The following is a 17,349-nucleotide window of genomic DNA, read 5'->3' on the forward strand; positions in this document are numbered from 1 at the left end:
TTCCAATATATTCTATATAATATAAAGTAATAAGGCTTCTATGAATCTCATAGAATACCTTACCCCTAATAAAAAGAAAAAAAGAATCTATTTGGATTCTTTTTTTCTTTTTATATTACATTACATATTTATATATAGCATGTGCAACACCGTGTTCTTCATTTGATAAAGTTTCGTATTGACACATCGCTTTTATTTCTTCCACAGCATTCCCCATTGCAATTGATATGTTCGCTTTTTCCATCATGGAAACATCGTTTAGCCCATCACCAATCGCTACAGTATTTTCGACTGGAATATTCAGATGTTCTGCTAAAGTATATAATCCATTGCCTTTTTGAGCATCTCGATGATTAATCTCTAAGTTATGCCAATATGAAGATGTAATTGCTAAATCAGTATTATGCAGAAACGCTGCTTTTAACTTTTTTAATTTTTCTATGTCATAAGAAAATGGTAAAAGCTTATGCACATGTATATCAGTTTCTACAATTGGTTTACAACTTTCTGCACTATGAAATGCTGTATGTTCAAGATATAATGCTGCAATCGTTTCTAACTCTTTCAAATCAAAATCTTCTTTTGAATTCTTCACATATTCGATCTCATTACGTACACTCTCTACTCCATAATCTGGTACATATACACCTTTATTAGTATAAAGCTGATAATATAAGCCATTCTCTTCAAGATAGTCCACAATCTCAAGTGCCTGCATATTTTGAATTGGATATCTCTTCATCATTTTATTATCTTTATATATAAGTGCACCATTTTCCGCAATAATTGGACACTCTAAATTAACTTCTAACAACAATCTTTCAATGTCGACGATAGAACGTCCTGTACAAATTGCTACAACATGACCCGCTTCCTGACATTTTCGAATTGCTTCTGCATTCTCTTTACTAATCATTTTATTCCCCGAAAGAAGAGTTCCATCTAAATCAATTGCGATTAATTTCATTATTCCTTCACCACTTTCTATAAATACACGAGCTCATTATAAACAATAGGTATCGTTTTCATACTGATCTCGTGAAGTACTCCTTATTTATAATTTATGAAAAGCGTTTCAGGTCAAGAAATAATTAAAAATAAAATCAAAAGCTTTTGATTTTAAACTATGAACTATAACTAATATATTTCGTCTCACACATGTACACATTCTTTTCTTCAGTTGGGACATATATTTTAAACTTTTCTAAACGTTTTCCGTAAATATGAATAGTGATAACGCTTTCATTTTTACCTATTTCAAGAATATGACAATCAGCTGGTGGAATGACTTTATCTGTTTTTCCTTCTCCCAAATAAAGATTTCCTGTATGTGTTAAATAAACAAGTGAATTTTCAAGCTGCTTAGTTTGTATAAAGTTCTGCACCATTATTCTTCCTGTAAAAACGCCTTCTACTCCCCATGTGCCATCGTGATCATGTAAAGGGGTAGATTGACCATCTTTCCATACAAGAGCTAATACTTCAAAACGCTTTAAAGGATCTTCATATAGCAAGTGTCGTGCATATTGAGTCGAATTGACCTTCTGTTTCTCTAACGGAAGCCATCTTTTCTTTTCTAATAGTTTTCCTAGTAATTTTTCAATTGCACAAACCATTTGCTCTTCGGATAAATTACTATCTATTAAATCGGTTACAGCTTTAATAAATGCTTGAAACGTTTTACTTCCATTACACGTTAACATAAGTATCCTCCTCTACTCTTCTTTCACACACTTCCATACTATAAAACACACTAGAATTTTACAATTGAGAAATAAAAAACAAGGTACAATACAATGCACCTTGCTGAACGTTTTACCTAGTTTTCAAAAGAATAGGTAAGTATTTTAATGTTTGTTCATTTTCCAATATACATTTTTCTAAATTGAACGATGGAGATAACTCTATTTTTTCAAAGACATTTATAAAGGTAGTTAATGCAATTTCAGCTTCTAAACGTGCAAGTGGTGCCCCTAAGCAAAAGTGAGGACCTTTACCAAAGGTTAAATGCTTTTCATTTCCTATTCTGTGTAAATTAAACTCAGAAGCTTGTAAGAATTTTTTCTCATCTACATTTGCTGCACTTACCCATGCAACAATCATTTGATCCTTTTTCATAAAAGGTCCAAATATATTTGTGTCCTCTGTAATCCTCCTAGCTAATGTAACGGGAAAGCGATAGCGTAATACTTCCTCAATCGCTTTTGAAATTAATTTAGGTGATTCCCTTAATGCTTTATATGTTCCAGGTGAGTCCACTAAAAAACAATAGAAGCTATTAATAATTAAATTTGTAGTTGTTTCATTACCAGCCGCTAACAAACCTAAAGAAAAAGTAACAATTTCTTCATCCGTTAATCTTTCACCTTCATATTCAGCTCGTATTAAATCTGAGATAATATCGTCGGTTAAATGATATCTTTTATTTTGAATAATTGGAAGAAGATATGCTTTAAATTCATTTAACGCAATTCCTTTTTCTACATCCAAATCGTTAAATTTTTCTTTACTATATGGCATAAATAAAATATCAGACCATTCTTTAATTTTTTTACGATCCGTTGTTGGCACTCCTAATAAATCGGATATGACAGTAACAGGTAAAGGTGCAGCAAACTCTTCAACGATATTAACCTCACTATATTTTCCTATATGTTGTACAAGTTCATTTGCGATAGCCTGTATTCGAGGTTTCCATTGTTCTAAACTTCTTGGAGTAAATGCTTTAGCAACAATAGAACGTACATTGCGATGTTCCGGTGGATCAGTAGAATTGATATTGATTCTAGTTTCTAAAGGTGGGATTGCGAATTGTCTTCGTTCCCTTCTACTTGAAAATAATCGATAATCCGATAAAACTCGATTTACATCATCGTATAAAAAAACATTCCATACATCCTGCTCCTCATCATAATGAACCGGATGATTATCCCTCATAAATTGATACCATTCATACGGATTCCACAATTCTTCTTTTGTTTTCAGCTTTGAAATTTCATGAACTAAAATCACATTTTCGGGCGAAGCCATAGTTCTTTCCTCCCTTTTCTTTTACAATAAAAGTGATAGGTCGGCAGTTCAAAGTTGTATAATCTAACATATGTTATTTTAACATATACAAAAGGAGATTTTTCATTGAGGAACTTGAGAAATATATAAGGGGGATTTTTATGTACGTTGACATTTTACTATTAGCAGAATTAACAACTGGACCAAAACATGGATATGAAATAAAGAAAAATGTTCAAAACCGGTTAGGTGAGAATTTCGAATTAAATCATAACACACTTTATCCCGCTCTTCGGCGCTTCGAAAATATGGGTGCTATAACGAAAAAAATACATAAACAAGTCGGAAAGCCAAACCGAAATATGTACGACATAACTGAAACAGGAGAAGAAATTTTTTATGAAATGTTAAGAGAGTTTCCTGAAAAAATTGCGACAAATAACGCTGAGTTCCTTGTACGTATCGCCCTATTTGAAAAACTTGATTACGAAGGTAGAAAAGAAATTTTAACAATACGCCAAGACGTACTACATAAACAGCTTACTGCTGTTCAATCTTTACATGTTAGCTCATCTTTTATTACAGAAGTCATTGAATTTAGTAAATCACGTATAGAACACGAATTGCTCTGGATTACATCACTTATGAAGAAAATATAAAAATTAACAAGAAAAGTTAAAAACAATGAATGAAAATGAGATTTATTATCAATACTATAATTAATAAAAGGGCAACCACGATTTGGCTACCCTTCAAAAATTTTATATTTCTGGATCAAAAGTTTTGCAATCTGTTTCTTCCGTAGTTGATGCATGTTTCCCTTTATTACTTACTACATAAATTGCATCTGCACTACATTTATTGCCGTTAGCCCAAAATTTACAGTTGTTTACTTCACATAAAACGTCTTGTGCCATAGTATCACACCTCCTTGTTCTAATATCATTAACAAAATTCGGAGGTATGATACTCTTTGTCATGCATTTTTTATTCCCTTTTTAGTTTTCTTAATGGTTCAATGTTTCCTTGTACAATAGCATCTATATTTTCTGTTATTTTTTCAATGTCAAAATGCCACCATTGAATTTGCAATAATTCTTCTATTATTGCATTTGTAAATCTTTGCTTTATTTTATTTGCAGGGTTTCCGCCAACAATTGTATACGGTGCGACGTCTCTAGTCACAACAGATTTAGCTGCAATGATTGCACCATCCCCTATTTTTATTCCAGGCATAATCGTTGTATCCATACCAATCCATACGTCATTTCCTATAACTGTATCACCTTTGTAAGGTAAATCAGACAAATTAGGTGTATACTTCTCCCACCCATTTCCAAATATATTAAATGGATATGCCGAAAATCCATCCATCCGATGATTCGCTCCGTTCATAATAAAGGTAACTCCATTTGCAATACAACAAAACTTTCCAATAGTAAGATGATCTCCAAGAAATTCATAATGATGTAATACTCGATCTTCAAATGTTTCTCCATCTTTCGCATCATAATAAGAATAGTCACCAACAAGTATATTAGCTTTCGTTATTGTATTTTTTATAAAATGAACGTTTTGATTTCCTTCAATTGGGTATTTTACATTTGGATTAGGATTCATGTTGTACAGCACTTCCTTTACCATTTATTTCACTTTCTACCGCTATTACTGGCTTTAAATTGTATATAGGTAAAATAAATAATAATCCAATTATAAATAGTAAAGCTGTGCCCTCATACATCGTACTTAATGAGAACACCTCTTTTAATGAACCAGCAATACTCATTGTTACTACCATTGAACCGGTGAATAGTGGACTTAAAATGCCATTTACACGACCAATAAAATCTGTATCGCTGTTTTGAATAATGAGCGTATTAATACCTATTTGGATACATGGAAGAGCTAACCCACTAAAAAGTTGTGCTGTAAGTGTCACCCATAAATTCGTCGAATAACCAATAATACCAATGCCGATTGCCTGACCGAGCATCCCTACAATTAACATCTTTTGCGGAGCAACATTTTTCGCAAATACCATCGCTAAAGCGCCGCCAACAATCATACCCGCGCCATTTACTGTTAGTAACCATTGCAAACTCTCTTTTGATAACCCTAACTGCTCAGTCACAATAAATATACCTAATGGCTGAATCAATCCTATACCTAGTCCTGCTGCCATAAAACAAAGCCCAAGCAAAGTTAATGCTTTTTTCTTTTTTACGTATTTAATACCGTCTAGCATTTCCTGTAACAACGTGATTTCTTTTTTCTCATTTTTATTCTCAAGATCTTTCGGAAGAAATAACAACACAGCTGCTGCCAGTAAAAAAGCGATACCTGTTATGATAATTGAAATATAAATTCCAAAACTATGAAAGATAAATGTTCCAAGAATCGGTCCTAACACCATAAAAATCGCAAATATTGTTTGATATATAGACATCGCTAATTGGATTTGTTCCGTTGATAAATGCTGTTTAAACAATTTCATACCTGATGGTTGAGAAAACTGCGAAAGGATTGCAGAAATAAGCGTGACAAAAAACACGATTTTCCATGTTCCAAACATAAGTGTAATTAATACAGCGAATACTGAAATGGAACTTAACGTTTCACACCATATCATTGTCTTCTTTGGCTTCCACCTATCAGCAAAGGTTCCACCTATAAAGGAAAAGATGAAAATTGGAGCAAACTCAGCAACCGAAATCATTGAAATAGCAAAAGCATCACCTTTCGTCATTTCCATTACATATAGTAATACCGCAAAGTTCCGAACCCATATTCCAATTTGTAAAAACAATGCTGATGCAAGAATTCCTTGCACAAACCGATTTTTTAATACTTGTGATACCCCATTGTTTTGTTTCGTTACTACATTTGTCGACATAAAAAAGCCTCCTATTTCATGTTCTGAACAGGAGGCAGCACAAATCATATAAAAAGACTATATATTCGCAGAGCGAAATACATCCCTTTTCTATAAATGCACAGACTAATCCTATTCAGAAGAATATTTCGTTTTTTAACGAAGATCTCTTACAAATAGAATTAGTTGATCATTGGGATGTTTTCACCCTTCCGTTTCGAATTTAAATAACACATACATACTCTATGTAAATCATTTTCTATGTATGCATGTCTACAATAAATATTCTAGAATGTTAATGGTAATTCCTCTAAAGAACGCATTAAATAATTACCCTGCCATTTCATTTCTTCACGGTTACCTTTTATTTTTAGTTCAGGCATTCGATTAAATAAAGTAGTAATAGCAATTTTTGCTTCTAACTTAGCAAGTGGAGCACCTAAGCAGAAATGGCTACCATGGCCAAATGCAATATGACGATTATTCTCCCGAGTAATATCGAATACTTCCGGATTTTCAAATACAGTTTCATCACGGTTTGCAGAAGCTAATGCAATGACAACCATATCTCCTCTTTCGATTGTTCGGTCGTGAATTTGAAAAGGTTCATCTGCCCATCTTGAAGTTGTAACCTCAACTGGAGAATAATATCGTAATCCTTCCTCAATAGCTGCATCAATTAATTTTGGATCTTCTTTTAATAACTGTAATTGATCCGGATTTTCGAGAAGTGCTAATACCGTATTTGTTATTAAATTTACCGTTGTCTCATGTCCCGCCACAATTAGTAACATTATCATTGAATATAGTTCTCGGGCGCTAAGTTTATGCCCTTCACTTTCCGCAAGTATTAATGCACTCACCAAGTCTTCTTTTGGCTCTTTTCGTTTATTATCAACTAAATATTGGAGATATGTAATAAACTCAGATAGTTGCTTTTCGGTTTCTTTTATTTCTTCTGGCGTTTCTGGGTATGCAATGACAGCATGAGACCAAATTCTAAATTTCGCTTGATCTTCTTTTGGAATGCCGAGCATTTCACTTATTACAATAATCGGTAAAGGAAACGAGTAATCATCAACAAGATTTAATGAACTTTTTCGCTCGACTTCATTTAACAAATCATCTGCAATATCCTGTATTCTTCCTCCCAATTGCGTGATCATCTTCGGTGTAAAAGCTTTTTGTACGAGTGATCGTAAACGATTGTGGTTAGGTGGATCTGAATTTAGCATGTGCGTCGTTAAATACTCACTATTATCAACAGTAAGAAAGACATTCAATGAATCTTGAGAAAATACATTGGCCGGATCTTTTTTTAAGCGATTATCTTTTAATAGTGGCAAAGCATCTTCATATCTTGTAATAAGCCACTCTGCACCTAATTCAGTTTTATTCACAAATAAGATAGGTTGCACTTTTCTAGATTCTTTATAAATTTCATACGCATCTTCTTTAAACTGAGCTGAAGCTAAATTAATACCATCCTCTATTCTTAGCCCAACTTTGTTTTTCATTGACATTGTATTCCCTCACTCTCATTTGTTTTTGAAAACCAACCAACATATGCATTATACTCTAATAAAAACGCGAAAATTGTAAATTTTCATTCAAAACCTTACTTCGTATATTGAAAAATAAAAAGTGAGAGAGTAAAATCCTTCTACTCTCTCACTCTTCTTTACGCAAAACACATGAAATTACTAATTTGTTGATAGCGATAACTTACTTTACGACGGCGACCACCTTGCCAAGTGTAACCTGAAACCCCATTTCTCCTCACTTCAGTCGGGAAGAACCATAAGTCTCTTCCGAAAGGTCCAGGACGATGCAAACGTAAATATCCCCATCTTCCTAGACAGTTACACATCCATGATTTCATATTCCCTGCTTGAGCTGGAGAAGCAAATGTAGACGGTAACGACGGCGCTTGTGACGGTGGTGGTGACGTTGGAGCATCTTCCGCATCATCTGGTCTATAATCTTCTTGTTCCATATCTCTCACTTCATTTACAGATTCATACCCGTAGTTTTGTGGATTATAATACATCCCTTGATCATATGGATAATTTTGCTGGTTATACATATTAACAAATCACCTACTTTTCATTCAGTACCTTTAACATTCATATGTAATATGCGCTCTATAGGAAGCTTATGTTATAGCCCAAATTCAATTTAAAAACCTCGTATTATTTAAAATACGAGGTTTTTAAAAATAAAATGTATTTATTATTCCCTTAACTTTACACTATAAAAACGCATTTCTTTTAGTGAACCTTCAAATTCAAATACGTCTTGTTTAATTAATTCCTTTAAGCGATATTCTAAAAACGTATCGCCAACTAACTGCTCTACAAGACCAAGCGCTTCACCAATTACTCTTGGAGCTTTTAGGAATTCTCGATCAGCACCTATACTTTTCGCGCATTCAATAATAAATTGATCAAAATAATCTTCTTGTACAGAACGCACTTCATTTTCTTTCCAAACTCTTAGAAACTCCGTACTTTTCGATAATCTATACCACTCCTCTTCAAACCTCATTCGCTTCTCTTCAGTTAAATACGGAGATTCTGCAAAACTTTTTTGGAATAGAGCTAAACTGTCAGGCGGTAATTCTCCTGTTCCACGAATAGCATACTCTTTTTTTAATATTTCTTTACTTGCTTCAGACGTATTAATAACGCGAATGTTTTTCTTATCTTTTAATTGCGCCATTACAAAACATAGGCCTACATGTTCATGTGCGTTATTAGCTTTCCAAATTGTAATAGGCGTTTCAATAGGAATAGTGTGTAGTTCTTCCATAGTTTCTAAAAACCTTGGTAAATACTCTTCTTCAAAATAATTATCATAAGCAGTTAAATTGTTTACTAACCATTTCTGTCTTGCTAGTTGTCCCTCATTCATATGTAACTTGTTTATCGGCCCAATTGAAAAGAATTCAGAAAAAGCGACAACCCTCTCTTCCAATCGTTCTTCTTGACTAAGCATATGTTTTAAACATCCAGCTGTTGAATCATCAAATGCAATATGAACATGTGAGCTTTCTTTTACATTTCTTTTATAAGATGTATTACTCGTTAGTTGTTTAGGAATATCCATTAAATTTTCAATGGTATCTTCACTATAGTTTTCTTCTAACAAATTTAACTGAATTAGAATACTTTGAAGTAAATGTTTTGCTTCATCTTCGTACATTTCTTCTACAACATTTTTGATTTTATCTATCACACAAATCCCTCTATTCATTTCATAAATAACGTATATTATAGTGTATCATTTTAGTATCATTCTTTTAAAGTTTTTTTAAAATAAAAGCATTTATTATTCAGATTGCTACAGCAATCCACATTTTCATCAAAATCTCTCCTACAATTCTTAATTACTAAATATCCCTTTGTAAATCCCTTTATTTAAATGTATAATTATATAGAAAATAAAAAATATAGGAGCTATATGTATGGAGAAAGCGATTACTACTTATAAACATTATTTAAAAAATTGGAGATTTATATTTATTTGTATATTACCTACTATCGCCATATTATATGTTTTCGATGTCATCTTCGAACTACTATTTCATCAAGATTTCTATTTATCAAACTTAATTTTTGCTATTATATTATTTTTAATATTTATTAACATCAAAGATATGTTTAAAATTGAAAGTTAAAGCACGGGATAAAAAAAGAGCACCCTGCAATTGGATGCTCTCATGTGATAGAGGTTTTTTCTGAGTATTAAGTAGGACACGAAGGTCTTGTCCTACAACATAATATATGCTTGTACTTATTTTATTGTGCATCTATTAAACATCAAATGTATACGTATTGCTAAAAATTCTGCTTATTTATTAATTGTATAATTATTATATTTACACATAAAAAAACATTCCTATGGATGTTTTTTTATGTACTGATTTTTAAGCTTCCATAAACTTAGCTGGTACACCAATTTTTTCAACTACAGAAGATATATTAGTAGGATTAATCATTACATTTTCAATACTAACTAATTTATTTTCTAATAGTCCATTCTCTGTAGTAATAAGTTCTTCAAACAGATCTAAAGTCATCGAGAATTTGTGTTCACTTCCGCCATTCATACAGACTTTTACATACTTCATAGTGTCACCGCCTTTCATAATAATCTATATTTCGATAAGAAGGCGCTTACATCCTTTTTATTTACTACTAGATTTCTCACTTTTATTCCTTGCTAATTCACGTTTATTTATTTTAGAAAAGGCAGCTACTATTTTATGTTCACGTTATAATTGCTAGTAAGAACGATAAAGATAAAAATGCACAAAGTGGTATATATAAAACAGTATCCATTTTAGCAAAACGCGTATCTTTTTTTCGCTTAAAGATGCCAAAATAATGAAACTCACCAATTACTCTTATAAAAAAACCAATCATACAAATCCAAGAGCCCAATTGAACAATACTATTAGGAAATACAAAATGAACAACATTTGTTTGTTGTAATAAAATCATTGCCGCCATACTTAATAATAACGCAATGAACAATGTCATTCCTACACCTGGTATAAATGCCTTTTCTCCAGATCTTGTTGGAATGACACTATTTGTCGCCCACGTACCTCCGAAAGCCCAGTAAACATGTAAAAAGCTAACTAAAAATAATATACAGACAGAAATATATGTAATAATAAGCATTTTGTCCTCCCATTATTTTATTTAAGTCCTTAACTTTAAGGTATGCTATAAATTTCTCATTAGCAATCTATATATAATTACATAAAAAACCCTTCAATGATAAATCATTAAAGGGTTACTCAAATATCTTATGCATTATACCTATTTCTACGACGTTCCATCCTCGTTTGTCCTTGAGTAGTACCTTCTTTAAATTGATGTATTTGCTCTGTCATTTCATAAGTTGCAGCTGGCGTTGGTTCTTCGTAATTATGCTCACGTATTTTTTCTGGCGTTTTTCGTTTTGATACTTTTCCACCAAACTTAAATAATTTCATCTTAAGCTTCGGTAATTTTGGAAGTGGAATCTTAAATGATAATTTTTTACGCTTCTTTTTTTGATGAAATAGATTTATATTTTCTTTATCAGTATCGTTCTCTTTACGGTGTAATAACATCGCAAGTAATCCACCTAATATAAGTCCTCCAACTAACAGTAGAAGATATAAATAATGACTTGTCATTAAACTCGACATACGTTCAAGTATGACTAACGACTGTACTTCTTTAATATCCCAAAGTAAAGCGGCCCATAATGAGAATAAACCGAAAGTAAGTCCATATGTACGAAAACGGAATAAACATGGAATTAAAGCGATACAAGCGGCGATTTTCGCATTCCCTATTATTGAACTTGTTGAAATATCCTGATGCCAAATGACTAACAGTAGTGTTATAAATGGCGCATACGCTATCCAACTACATATACGTGAATATATTTTTTTCGCAAAATAGCTACCGAAACTAGTAAAAAATAAAAGGCCCCCGATATATAAAGATTGTTCTAGTGGGATTTGCTTTATAATTCCTGCAACCGGAAAGAGGCCGCTCAATAGCATTAATAACACATCTAATTTCTTCACAATTCCTCATTCCTTTCAAATTTATTTTGAATCAATTCATATTGCTTTCCCAAATGATGTAGTTTTTTATTTCTAAAAAACATCTTAATCCTGTATGTAAATAAAGTAAATACGTAAAAGAAAAGATACATGACAAAAGATATCCTTATTTACATGAAAAAATGACAAATCCTGATCAATATAATGAGCAGGATTTGTCTACTATTATTTAGAGCAGAATAATTGAATCTTTCTTTTCTATTTTCATTATATCTACATCCAGTTCATCATCAAACTCTTTAAACTCTCTTGCATCTATATCCGTCATATAGCCCTTTACTACTTTTGCCATATGCATGGAATACGGCATGTGTACATCCTTTTCTAACAGCATACTTGAATTACAACACATGTAATGTATCATTTTGGCAATATAATTCCTTTCTACAGGTTTTACACCTAGCGGTAATATTTCAAGTATGTATCGCTGTAATGTTTCACTACCATTAATCGAATATTTACCAGTGCTATAATACATTCCTTTTTGATCTGTGTATAAACTTGTGCCATCCAGTATATCATCACATTCTATCTCGCCGTATTTTGGTACATCAAAAGATGTATTTATTCTTATAATGTTTAAGTTTGGAACCTTTAGCACATCAGGAACAATCTCAGGGAAAGTATCTATATCAATTTTTTTATTTTGTAACTCTTTTATCCAATGTTTTCTTAAATTCGCATCTATAATGAAATATACTTGCTCATTTTGCTCTTTTGCATGTTGTAAAATTCCCGTTAGTGTTTCAGAAACAAATTGTTTAAATTGAATCCCCATATCATTTCTTTTTGAAGGCTGCGGTAAAAAGGCATTATGTTTATTTATATTTAATAATAAACGATCAATCGTTTGCCACTCAGTATTCCCGTATAATTTATATGAAATTTCTTTCCCTTTTATTTGTGAAATAATAGGTAAGAAATCGAATTTCGAGATTCGTTCAATTGATAAATTAACATATGTACAAGGTAAATTTATCTTATTCCAACTACGTTTCAAAAATCCTTTTTGTTCTAATAAACTAAGAATACAATTTATAATTGTTTTACGGGATACACTTTGGCCTATAAATAAATTAATAAATGCTGAAATACGGTTTGTTCGTGCAAACCCTTCTCTAACGATTTGCTTTGGATCAATTTTTTCACGCCCATCACAATTTTTCATTGCGATTAACGCCAATGTTGCATCATTGCGCTCACCTGCAGTAGCATAAACCGCTTTCATAACATCCTCTACTAAGTTTGTTTTGTATTTCTGGCAATATTGCATTTTATATGGATTTTGCAATACTTTTTCAATATTATATCTTACTATTTTTAACAATACTGGAGAATCTGCATTTAATACATAAGATGACTCACCAATATGAGCTAACACAATTTCACTTTCAAATAACGCTTGTTCTACTTCCATTGAAATTTTTTCAGACCATATTTCTAACGTTATAGTCTCTAATCCTTTTGGTGCAATTAAAGGGAATAATTCATTTTCATTATTTGTTGCTAGCTTTTTACATTCTGGTAGTAATGTGAAATAAGAGAATTTTTGCTGAAACCCTTTAAATAGATACTCTCTTTCCTTTACTTTTATACCAGGTTTTATTTTAGTACCTTGCACTTTATATATTCTCTCATTGTATGGAAGCAGCACCCTAATATTTGCTCCTAGCATATAATCTTTCGGATATTGAAGAATATGCTCTAATTCAACTTCTCCACCTATATGAAAATCCTCTTTTAAATTTCTAAATATCTTAATCCATTTTATGCCGTTTGTAGCTTGTTGTACTTTTAGTTTTACAAACCGTAATTTTTTATTATTCGATGCAAATTCTGGTGTAGAAATTAATATCATGCCCCGTTTTCGTCTTAATAGCAATGGAATGTCTGGATGATTATATTCTTGATATTAAGACTATTTTTATGTGCATTTCGTATAAGTGTGATTTAACTGATTAAAGCTATTTTCAAAGACGACATATCAGCGATAAATTATGTCTATTTTGTATAGGTGTTAGCAAGTTCGTTTGCAAACTTGTTAGCACTTTTTTATTTTTCTTCTATTCATTATCACTTGTAAAACAGTTCACCGTTTCATATTCAACATATAGACTAGTTTTTATGTTGAATTGACTTGTAATATCTCTCCATATAATCATTTGCATCTTTTTCAGCCCAACGTTCATCATGTGGGATACTAGTATCATAAGGATGTTTATAAAATACACCTGTTTGATGTTGCCAATAATGCCGCAATTCATGGGCAAGTACTTGATTCATCCCTTCACGAAAGCCATCTTTATTAGGTCGTTGATTAGAAGGTATTGATACTATGTTTCCACCCTTATCCCGCCTCATAAAATAAACCATCGGATATATATCAATAACTCCAGATTTTTGAACATATGATTTCACTCCATTTGCAATCACATAATCGCCATAGAACAAACCGGCATAACCATTATCTGGATAAGTATTATGAATTATTATTTTACTTGAAATCCCATCATCTCCAACGCCTAAATCTTGCAAGATTAATTGGGTTTGAGTTTTAACAACATCATGCGTTATTGCTAGGGCTTCTTCTTCAGTAACCCCAATATTTATCCAAAGAAAATCGTCATTTGTTGTATAATATATAATTCCCGCTATTACACTAACAAAACAAAGAAAATTGAAAACTCTATGCATCAAATGTTTCCCTGTATTTTTCTGTGTATATTCATTTTCATGCGAATTTACCAATCTTAATTTTCTGTTCCTTTTTCTATGAATTGGTCTTTTTTTGAACAAGATCAAATTTGACCGTGTTTTTCTTCTCATGTATATCCGTTTCCTCCCCAAAGGTATTATTTATACCCATATGCATTTCCTTTTTAATTCGATTTATCTATTTATTTATTATTAATGCGACTTGTTCATATTATAGCCTTTATTTTCCACTAAGTGAACGTAGAATCAAATTTTCATAGTATTAATCTGTATATCCGATAATAATGATGTAAATAACTATTTTTTAAGAGTTGTAACGATTTATGTCGCCACAGAATTGCTGTTCCTTTTTATTTTTCTCTTATATATTTGTAATCACATACACCTTCACAAACACATCGTACTTAGTTGCTAACTCTTCTAATCTCATTTCCCTATACTTTGTCACTGTAAAAAAATGAATCACCGGCACTTTCCCGTTATGCTTCTGTTTATAAATTTGCGTAAGTTCTTCATATTTTTTCAACTTCTCTTCATTCACTTTCATTTTCTGTGAGCGATCCACTTCAACTGCATGCAATATTCCTTCTTCATTTCGAAACTTCACATCAGGAACTATTTTCTTTTTTTCCTTATTCTTTATATAACGTATATCCGTTTCAATCTGCCAATCATCCGGACAGAATAAATATAACCATGCTTCATTCCGTAATAATGCATGTGCAAGCTTTCCTCTTGAAACCACCTTACCGTCATCACCAAACAAAGCATGCCCTTCTTTATTGAGATAGTACACATACTCTTTCCCTTGCATTGTCTTACTCAAATACGGCTTCAAATCATGCATAATTCTGTTTGCATTTCGTATACCACCCATATCATGCACACTCATTACGTGTCTTCTTGTAGCGAACTGGAGCTTTCTAATCGTCGCAAGTATCGCCATGTGACGGTTGATTTTCATGTGACTCTGGATGTTCATGTTTTTCCACCTCATATTCTTTTAGATGTTCCCACATGACCTTATCATCGATATATGGCACTTGCAATACAGTGAAGTTTTCCTTCATATATATAGCTCTTCCTGGAATAGATGGTAGTTGTTCTAATCCGGACTGATCAATTACAACTTCTGATGCGGTACGAGTTGGTAAACGGAAACCAAGTTTTGCATTCGCCATCTGTTTGACTACCCTTGGCAATGTGTCTCCTGTTGGATATTGTGTACAGAAGACAATACGAAACCCAAGTGCCCCTCCAACACGTGCAATATGACTCAGCATGTATTGGCACTCTTCCAGCATTTTATTATGAGCTCTCGGTAATCCTTTTGCAGGTGCGAGTACTGCTCCTTCATCTACTACAATGAAATATCGGTCTTTTTCTTTCATGTGAACAATATTCTTGATGCCACGTTCTTTCATGTACTTCCCACGCTCATGCATTTTCTCCATTACTTTTAACAGCATGCCATGTGCTTGTTCTGATGTTTCTGCGATTTGTTCAACCTGTTTCAGTTTTTTATATTCGCTAAATTCGAGCCCTTCTTCTTTTAAATCAATTAAATAAAAATGTGCATGATCTGGATTTGCTAATGATAAGGAAGCAAACATATTTTTAAGGAAAACAGTTTTCCCCATACGAATTAATCCACCTATAGCCATATGCGGTGTTTCATCAAAATCGTGATATACAATCGTTTCTAGACTCTGACCAACTGGAATACGCCATTTCCCTTTCTTCACTAATCCTGTTGACCAATTCCACTTCTTCGGTATCTCACTGTAAAACACGCGAATGTTCAATTTATAATTATCGTATTGAATACGTACTGGTTTATTTAATCCCTCAGAAACAACATCCTCTACCTTCTGTATGATTTTACTCGGCATACCTAACGGTAAGGTATATACATAAGTCGTACTACGATCATCATCAATTTGTTTTTGGAACTTCGGATATTGTAATTTTTCTTCATTATTTCTTTTGATTGCAATACCAGCTACCTCAAAAAACACCTGTATTTTTCGCTTATCATCATTTTTACTTTTGAACTTTTCACCGAATAATGCCACTGTTAGACCTGCAGCTGGAACGAGTAATAATTCAATCATTTTCTCCACTCCCCATTTACCCTTTATAAGGGTATATATCCCTTATTTTTGGAAGACTCCCGTACATGTTCTATGTCATCTGTCAGTAAATGTCCTACAATTCCACGTTGGTATTCTCCTATAGAAACGCGAAAAGCACATAACGTAGAAGATACAAGAACGAGCCTGTGAGCGTTGTGTACATAGTCATACGTGGAAGCCAATGTGGAACACTCTGCCCCATTTTCTCTGCAACCTTCATCGTAATCACTGACAAGCCCGTTGCCGTCCATACTACTACCGCTTCACCAACGATTGTCATTTGAATCCCTCTTTTCGAATGAGTTGTAATCCTTTCGGTGTCATAACCGGTTGATACTCATTAATGACATCTCCCCAATCAAGCATTTCATCCTCGTCTTCATATAAATCATCCATAATATCGTTGGATAAACGGTAATAACCCTTATATTCACGATTATCAAAAACCTCATGTCTTTCCATGTGGTCCACAATTGCACTTGTTTCTTTTTTTCCATTTGAATCCCTATACATACCTCTTAATTCTTTTGATGGATACAGGTAAGGCGTTTCATTCAAATGTGAATATTGCCAACGCATACGCGCCCTCTCCCCTCTCGATGTCCTTGATTCCACTTGGTATTCCTCGTGGTCTTGATATAGGTATATGACCTGGAAAGAAGGATTTTGCACGTCCATTCTCAAAATATTTATATGGACAAGCAAAAATTTAAAATGGATGTGGAAATTATGCGAAGTCAACTAAAACAAATTCTTGATGAAAAAGGCATCAAATATGGATATATCGCAAAGAAAGCGAATATAAGTAATTCAGCAATGACGAATTTATTAAAAGGCGGACTCCCATCCTTGCCTGTTGCCTATCGTATTGCTCGTGCACTGGAAATGAAATTAGAAGACATTTGGATTGAGGAAGATATGAAATAAAAAAAAGACGGCGTATACCGTCTTTTTTTATTTCATATCACAGTTGAATACATTTGTAATTA

General features: G+C 32.8%; 20 protein-coding genes and 1 pseudogene. 3 read left to right on the plus strand and 18 right to left on the minus strand.

Going from position 1 to position 17,349, the window contains the following annotated elements; translation table 11 throughout:
• Positions 1–115 precede the first annotated feature (115 nt).
• The 3 genes from FS802_RS00435 to FS802_RS00445 all read right to left on the minus strand — a co-directional run bounded on the left by FS802_RS00435 (position 116) and on the right by FS802_RS00445 (position 3,030).
• Positions 116–967, minus strand: coding sequence for a Cof-type HAD-IIB family hydrolase (locus tag FS802_RS00435; protein ID WP_000766373.1), 852 nt, complete (start codon positions 965–967; stop codon positions 116–118).
• A gap of 157 nt (positions 968–1,124) precedes the next feature.
• Positions 1,125–1,703 (minus strand): cysteine dioxygenase family protein, encoded by a 579-nt coding sequence (locus tag FS802_RS00440; RefSeq protein ID WP_098654018.1) that lies wholly within the window; start codon positions 1,701–1,703, stop codon positions 1,125–1,127.
• A 112-nt stretch (positions 1,704–1,815) separates the two neighbouring features.
• The gene (locus FS802_RS00445) at positions 1,816–3,030 is read right to left on the minus strand and encodes a cytochrome P450 (RefSeq protein ID WP_144524694.1); all 1,215 of its coding nucleotides are present in this window, start codon (positions 3,028–3,030) and stop codon (positions 1,816–1,818) included.
• A gap of 140 nt (positions 3,031–3,170) precedes the next feature.
• On the opposite strand from FS802_RS00445, the gene FS802_RS00450 reads away from it, so the two are divergent.
• Complete coding sequence (locus FS802_RS00450) at positions 3,171–3,668, plus strand: PadR family transcriptional regulator (RefSeq protein WP_098654020.1); 498 nt, start codon at positions 3,171–3,173, stop codon at positions 3,666–3,668.
• 102 nt (positions 3,669–3,770) lie between these two features.
• Here the strand turns inward: FS802_RS00450 and FS802_RS00455 are convergent, their stop codons facing one another.
• From FS802_RS00455 to FS802_RS00485, 6 genes are all read right to left on the minus strand, one after another.
• Positions 3,771–3,926: a DUF1540 domain-containing protein gene (locus FS802_RS00455; protein WP_000046092.1), complete on the minus strand. Its 156-nt coding sequence runs from the start codon at positions 3,924–3,926 to the stop codon at positions 3,771–3,773.
• A gap of 70 nt (positions 3,927–3,996) precedes the next feature.
• Positions 3,997–4,629 carry a Vat family streptogramin A O-acetyltransferase gene (locus tag FS802_RS00460; RefSeq protein ID WP_078183857.1) on the minus strand — a complete coding sequence of 211 codons (633 nt, stop codon included), beginning with the start codon at positions 4,627–4,629 and terminating at the stop codon, positions 3,997–3,999.
• Positions 4,619–5,902, minus strand: a complete 1,284-nt coding sequence (locus FS802_RS00465; protein WP_075307154.1) for an MFS transporter — start codon at positions 5,900–5,902, stop codon at positions 4,619–4,621. The genes FS802_RS00460 and FS802_RS00465 overlap by 11 nt, the downstream gene beginning before the upstream one ends.
• 266 nt (positions 5,903–6,168) lie before the next feature.
• Positions 6,169–7,404 carry a cytochrome P450 gene (cypA, locus tag FS802_RS00475; RefSeq protein ID WP_144524696.1) on the minus strand — a complete coding sequence of 412 codons (1,236 nt, stop codon included), beginning with the start codon at positions 7,402–7,404 and terminating at the stop codon, positions 6,169–6,171.
• 158 nt (positions 7,405–7,562) lie between these two features.
• Positions 7,563–7,967 carry a hypothetical protein gene (locus tag FS802_RS00480; protein ID WP_000282702.1) on the minus strand — a complete coding sequence of 135 codons (405 nt, stop codon included), beginning with the start codon at positions 7,965–7,967 and terminating at the stop codon, positions 7,563–7,565.
• 146 nt (positions 7,968–8,113) lie between these two features.
• Positions 8,114–9,118 carry a DUF1835 domain-containing protein gene (locus tag FS802_RS00485; protein ID WP_098654022.1) on the minus strand — a complete coding sequence of 335 codons (1,005 nt, stop codon included), beginning with the start codon at positions 9,116–9,118 and terminating at the stop codon, positions 8,114–8,116.
• Positions 9,119–9,347: 229 nt separating this feature from the next.
• On the opposite strand from FS802_RS00485, the gene FS802_RS00490 reads away from it, so the two are divergent.
• The gene (locus FS802_RS00490; protein WP_000409414.1) at positions 9,348–9,560 is read left to right on the plus strand and encodes a hypothetical protein; all 213 of its coding nucleotides are present in this window, start codon (positions 9,348–9,350) and stop codon (positions 9,558–9,560) included.
• Between the two features lie 249 nt (positions 9,561–9,809).
• Here the strand turns inward: FS802_RS00490 and FS802_RS00495 are convergent, their stop codons facing one another.
• The 9 genes and pseudogenes from FS802_RS00495 to FS802_RS00535 form a co-directional block, all read right to left on the minus strand.
• Entirely contained in the window at positions 9,810–10,013 is a 204-nt protein-coding gene (locus tag FS802_RS00495) for a hypothetical protein (RefSeq protein ID WP_098654023.1), read from the minus strand.
• A 139-nt stretch (positions 10,014–10,152) separates the two neighbouring features.
• Positions 10,153–10,569, minus strand: a complete 417-nt coding sequence (locus tag FS802_RS00500) for a DUF3995 domain-containing protein (protein WP_098654024.1) — start codon at positions 10,567–10,569, stop codon at positions 10,153–10,155.
• A gap of 128 nt (positions 10,570–10,697) precedes the next feature.
• Positions 10,698–11,471, minus strand: a complete 774-nt coding sequence (locus FS802_RS00505) for a DUF3959 family protein (RefSeq protein WP_000732197.1) — start codon at positions 11,469–11,471, stop codon at positions 10,698–10,700.
• 208 nt (positions 11,472–11,679) lie between these two features.
• Positions 11,680–13,422: pseudogene (locus FS802_RS00510) on the minus strand (RNaseH domain-containing protein); the annotation flags it as partial.
• Between the two features lie 203 nt (positions 13,423–13,625).
• Positions 13,626–14,336, minus strand: a complete 711-nt coding sequence (locus FS802_RS00515) for a hypothetical protein (protein WP_144524698.1) — start codon at positions 14,334–14,336, stop codon at positions 13,626–13,628.
• A 250-nt stretch (positions 14,337–14,586) separates the two neighbouring features.
• Positions 14,587–15,207 carry a replication-relaxation family protein gene (locus FS802_RS00520; RefSeq protein ID WP_144524700.1) on the minus strand — a complete coding sequence of 207 codons (621 nt, stop codon included), beginning with the start codon at positions 15,205–15,207 and terminating at the stop codon, positions 14,587–14,589.
• Complete coding sequence (locus FS802_RS00525) at positions 15,149–16,339, minus strand: FtsK/SpoIIIE domain-containing protein (RefSeq protein WP_144524702.1); 1,191 nt, start codon at positions 16,337–16,339, stop codon at positions 15,149–15,151. The genes FS802_RS00520 and FS802_RS00525 overlap by 59 nt, the downstream gene beginning before the upstream one ends.
• A 118-nt stretch (positions 16,340–16,457) precedes the next feature.
• Complete coding sequence (locus FS802_RS00530) at positions 16,458–16,640, minus strand: hypothetical protein (RefSeq protein ID WP_000156984.1); 183 nt, start codon at positions 16,638–16,640, stop codon at positions 16,458–16,460.
• Entirely contained in the window at positions 16,637–16,939 is a 303-nt protein-coding gene (locus tag FS802_RS00535; protein ID WP_144524704.1) for a hypothetical protein, read from the minus strand. The genes FS802_RS00530 and FS802_RS00535 overlap by 4 nt, the downstream gene beginning before the upstream one ends.
• A 150-nt stretch (positions 16,940–17,089) precedes the next feature.
• On the opposite strand from FS802_RS00535, the gene FS802_RS00540 reads away from it, so the two are divergent.
• Positions 17,090–17,287 carry a helix-turn-helix transcriptional regulator gene (locus FS802_RS00540; RefSeq protein ID WP_144524706.1) on the plus strand — a complete coding sequence of 66 codons (198 nt, stop codon included), beginning with the start codon at positions 17,090–17,092 and terminating at the stop codon, positions 17,285–17,287.
• Positions 17,288–17,349: the final 62 nt, after the last annotated feature.

The sequence above is a fragment of the Bacillus sp. DE0042 genome, assembly GCF_007680225.1.
GTDB classification, from domain to species: Bacteria; Bacillota; Bacilli; order Bacillales; family Bacillaceae_G; genus Bacillus_A; species Bacillus_A wiedmannii.

Coding starts and splice junctions, on each gene's coding strand:
- FS802_RS00435 (WP_000766373.1), bottom strand. CDS start 967: ATGAAATTAATCGCAATTGATTTAGATGGAACTCTTCTTTCGGGGAAT.
- FS802_RS00450 (WP_098654020.1), top strand. CDS start 3,171: ATGTACGTTGACATTTTACTATTAGCAGAATTAACAACTGGACCAAAA.
- FS802_RS00515 (WP_144524698.1), bottom strand. CDS start 14,336: ATGAGAAGAAAAACACGGTCAAATTTGATCTTGTTCAAAAAAAGACCA.
- FS802_RS00500 (WP_098654024.1), bottom strand. CDS start 10,569: ATGCTTATTATTACATATATTTCTGTCTGTATATTATTTTTAGTTAGC.
- FS802_RS00455 (WP_000046092.1), bottom strand. CDS start 3,926: ATGGCACAAGACGTTTTATGTGAAGTAAACAACTGTAAATTTTGGGCT.
- FS802_RS00525 (WP_144524702.1), bottom strand. CDS start 16,339: ATGATTGAATTATTACTCGTTCCAGCTGCAGGTCTAACAGTGGCATTA.
- FS802_RS00465 (WP_075307154.1), bottom strand. CDS start 5,902: ATGTCGACAAATGTAGTAACGAAACAAAACAATGGGGTATCACAAGTA.
- FS802_RS00520 (WP_144524700.1), bottom strand. CDS start 15,207: ATGAACATCCAGAGTCACATGAAAATCAACCGTCACATGGCGATACTT.
- FS802_RS00445 (WP_144524694.1), bottom strand. CDS start 3,030: ATGGCTTCGCCCGAAAATGTGATTTTAGTTCATGAAATTTCAAAGCTG.
- FS802_RS00490 (WP_000409414.1), top strand. CDS start 9,348: ATGGAGAAAGCGATTACTACTTATAAACATTATTTAAAAAATTGGAGA.
- FS802_RS00530 (WP_000156984.1), bottom strand. CDS start 16,640: ATGACAATCGTTGGTGAAGCGGTAGTAGTATGGACGGCAACGGGCTTG.
- FS802_RS00480 (WP_000282702.1), bottom strand. CDS start 7,967: ATGTATAACCAGCAAAATTATCCATATGATCAAGGGATGTATTATAAT.
- FS802_RS00460 (WP_078183857.1), bottom strand. CDS start 4,629: ATGAATCCTAATCCAAATGTAAAATACCCAATTGAAGGAAATCAAAAC.
- FS802_RS00535 (WP_144524704.1), bottom strand. CDS start 16,939: ATGCGTTGGCAATATTCACATTTGAATGAAACGCCTTACCTGTATCCA.
- FS802_RS00440 (WP_098654018.1), bottom strand. CDS start 1,703: ATGTTAACGTGTAATGGAAGTAAAACGTTTCAAGCATTTATTAAAGCT.
- FS802_RS00495 (WP_098654023.1), bottom strand. CDS start 10,013: ATGAAGTATGTAAAAGTCTGTATGAATGGCGGAAGTGAACACAAATTC.
- FS802_RS00540 (WP_144524706.1), top strand. CDS start 17,090: ATGCGAAGTCAACTAAAACAAATTCTTGATGAAAAAGGCATCAAATAT.
- cypA (WP_144524696.1), bottom strand. CDS start 7,404: ATGTCAATGAAAAACAAAGTTGGGCTAAGAATAGAGGATGGTATTAAT.